This is a genomic window from Amycolatopsis sp. SID8362, from assembly GCF_010550475.1.
Lineage (GTDB): Bacteria > Actinomycetota > Actinomycetes > Mycobacteriales > Pseudonocardiaceae > Amycolatopsis > Amycolatopsis eburnea.
Map to the genome: position 1 here is coordinate 1 of NZ_JAAGNB010001568.1, position 3,445 is coordinate 3,445.

Here is a 3,445-nt window from a genome sequence, read left to right on the forward strand (position 1 = left end):
GCACGCGGCCGCGCTGGTGTCCGAGGATGGCACGCTGACCTTCGCGGAGCTGAACGCACGCGCGAACCGGCTGGCCCGGCTGCTCGCCGAGCGCGGCGCGGGGCCGGAGCGGGTGGTCGCCGTGCGGCTGCCGCGGTCGGTCGCGCTGGTCGTCACCGAACTCGCCGTGGCCAAGACCGGCGCCGCGTTCCTGCCGGTCGATCCCGGTTACCCGGCCGAGCGCATCCGGTTCATGCTCGAGGACGCGAGCCCGGTCTTCGTGGTCGACGCCGAACTCGACACGCCGGGCTTCCCGGACACGAACCTCGGCCGTCCGGTCGATCCGGACACCCCGGCGTACGTGATCTACACGTCGGGTTCGACCGGGCGGCCCAAGGGCGTCGTCGTCACCCACCGCGGGCTGGCGTCGTTCTCCGCCGCCGAGATCGAGCACTGCGACGTGCGCGCCGGGGACCGCGTGCTCGCGTTCAGCTCGCCGAGCTTCGACGCGTCGATCCTCGAGCTGTGCCTCTCGCTGCCCGCCGGAGCGGCGCTGGTCGTGCCGCCGGCGGGCCCGCTGCTCGGTGAGCAGCTCGCGGATGTCCTGCGGCAGCAGGGGATCACGCACGCGCTGCTCCCGCCGGTCGCGCTGGCGACCGTGCCCGACGTCGCGCTGCCGGGCTTCCGCACGCTGCTCGTCGGCGGGGACGCGTGCCCGGCCGAGCTGGTGGCGCGGTGGGCGCCCGGGCGCCGGATGATCAACGCCTACGGCCCGACCGAGGCCACGGTCGTCACGTCGTGGAGCGGGCCGCTCGCACCGGGCGGCACCCCGCCGATCGGCAGGCCGATCCCGAACACCGAGGTGCACGTGCTGGACGCGGCACTGCGGCCGGTGCCGATCGGCACGCCCGGCGAGCTGTACGTCAGCGGGCCGGGCCTGGCCCGCGGCTACCTGGACCGGCCGGGCCTGACCGCGGACCGGTTCGTCGCCAACCCCTTCGGCGCCCCGGGCACCCGGATGTACCGCACCGGCGACGTCGTCCGCTGGACGGCGGCGGGCGAGCTGTCCTTCGCCGGGCGCGTCGACGAGCAGGTCAAGATCCGCGGGTTCCGGGTGGAGCTGGGCGAGATCGAGACGGCGCTGCGGCAGCACCCGGACGTGCGGGAAGCCGTCGTGGTCGCCCGCGAGATCGAGGGGCACAAGCGGCTCGTCGCCTACGTCGTCGGCGAGGTGGCCGAGCTGCGGGCGTACCTGGGCGAGGCGCTGCCGGACTACCTGGTGCCGTCGGTGTTCGTGCCGCTGGCCGCCGTGCCGGTGACCGCCAACGGGAAGGTCGACCGCGCGGCGCTGCCGGAACCGGACCTGACGGAGGTGCGGACCGGGGAGTTCGTGCCCCCGCGGACCGACGTCGAGACGACGCTCGCGGGCGTGTGGTCGGCGGTGCTCGGCCTGCCCCGCGTCGGCGTGACGGACAACTTCTTCGAGCTGGGCGGCGACTCGATCCTCGCCATCCAGGTCGTGCACCGGACCCGGCAGGCCGGGCTGGCGTTGCGGTCGAAGGACCTGTTCACCCACCAGACGGTCGCCGAGCTGGCCACCGTCGCGCACGCGGCGGAGGACGCCGTCGAGGAGCGGGAGGCGGTCGTCGGCGACGTCCCGCTGACGCCGATCCAGCGGTGGTTCTTCGACGCGGAACCGGCGAACCCGGCGCACTTCAACCAGTCCGTGCTGGTCGAGCTGGCCGGCCCGGTGGACGAAGAAGCCTTGCGGCAAGCGCTCGACGCGGTGATCGCGCACCACGACGCGCTGCGGTTGCGCTTCGAGCGGACCCCGGACGGCTGGACGCAGCACAACGCGCCGGTGGAGGCGTGCGCGGTGCTGCGGGTGGTGCCGGCGGCCGACCTCGAGCAGGCGGCGGACGACGCGCAGGCGAGCTTCGACCTGGCGCGTCCGCCCCAGCTGCGCGCGCTGCTGTCCGGCCGGCGGCTGTTCCTGGCCGCGCACCACCTGGTCGTCGACGCGGTGTCGTGGGGCATCCTGCTGGAGGACCTGGAGCGGGCGTACCGGCAGATCGAGGCGGGGGAGAAGCCGGACCTCGGCCCGAAGACGACGTCCTTCCGCGACTGGGCCCACCGGCTGCGCGAGTTCGTCTTGTCGGGTGGCCTGGACGACGAGCGTGCGCACTGGGCGCGTGACCTGCCTGGCTGTGCGGTCCCGCGCGACCGGACCTCGGCGCCACCGGGCGCTGACGTGGTCACGGTCGCGGTCGACTCGCGGGCGACGGATGCGTTGCTGCACTGGGCGCCCGGGGCGTACCGGACGCGCATCAACGACGTCCTGCTCGCCGCGCTGGCCCGGGCGCTGACCCGCTGGACGGGGGAGCCCGCCGTGTCGGTCGACCTGGAAGGGCACGGGCGGGAGGAGATCCTGGAGGGCGCGGACCTGTCGCGGACGGTCGGCTGGTTCACGACGCTGTTCCCGGTGGCGCTGACGGTGGATCCGGCGGCGGGGTGGCGTGAGCTGGTGAAGGCGGTCCGGCGGCAGCTGCGTGCGGTGCCGGGCAACGGGTTCGGGTTCGGCGCGCTGCGCTGCTACCGGGACCCGTCGCTCGGCGGGCGGACGCCGGAGGTGGCGTTCAACTACCTCGGCCAGGGCGACCACGCGGGTTCTGGCGACGGGTTGTACTTGCGCGCCCACCCGCCGATCGGGCGCGAGCAGGACCCGGCGAACGTTCCGGCCCACGTGCTGGAGGTCGTCGGCGGGGTGCGGGACGGGCGGCTGGAGTTTTCGTGGTTCTACCGGCCCGATCTGCACGAGCGGGCGACGGTTGCGGGGGTGGCTGACGACTTCGCGGAGGCGTTGAGGGCGATCGCGGCGGACTGCCGAGGGGATCGATCGTGACCCGCGGCGACCACCTGCCGGGCAGCGCCGACGGTGACCGGTTCGCCGGCGCTGACGACAGTGGCCATGACCGGCTTCGCGACACTGCCGCTCCCGGCCGGACCCGCTCGGCGGCCGGGAGCCCTGGCGGGGACCTTGCCTCGGGCGATGACGGCCGACCGCCGGAGGGGACTCGCCTCGGTGGTAACCGCGGTGAGCGTGCTGCCGACGATCGCGGCCGGTCGGCGGGGGGAGTGGTTGCGGCCGGTGGCGGTCTGCCCGGCGGTGCTGTGGGTGGCGGCGATGCCGGTGCTGCGCCGGAGCAGGCGGGTGAGCGTGGCCGGCCGTCGGTTGCGACCGGGCTCGGTGGTAATCGCGGTGAGCGTGCTGCCGATGATCGCGGTCGGTCGGCGGGGGGAGTGGTTGCGGCCGGTGGTGGTCTGTCGGGCGGTGCTGTGGGTGGTGGCGATGCCGGTGCTGCATCGGACCAGGCGGGTGAGCGTGGCCGGCCGTCGGTTGCGACCGGGCTCGGTGGTAATCGCGGTGAGCGTGCTGCCGATGATCGCGGTCGGTCGGCGGGGGGAG

Annotated in this window: 2 protein-coding genes; both read left to right on the forward strand. The window is 74.7% G+C overall.

Features of this window, described 5'->3' with window-relative positions; translation table 11 throughout:
• A partial coding sequence (locus G3I65_RS48560; RefSeq protein ID WP_160702337.1) for a non-ribosomal peptide synthetase occupies positions 1-2,881 on the forward strand: 2,881 nt, incomplete at its 5' end.
• 192 nt (positions 2,882-3,073) lie between these two features.
• Positions 3,074-3,445: hypothetical protein (locus G3I65_RS48565; protein WP_160702339.1), on the forward strand; the 372-nt coding region annotated here is incomplete at its 3' end.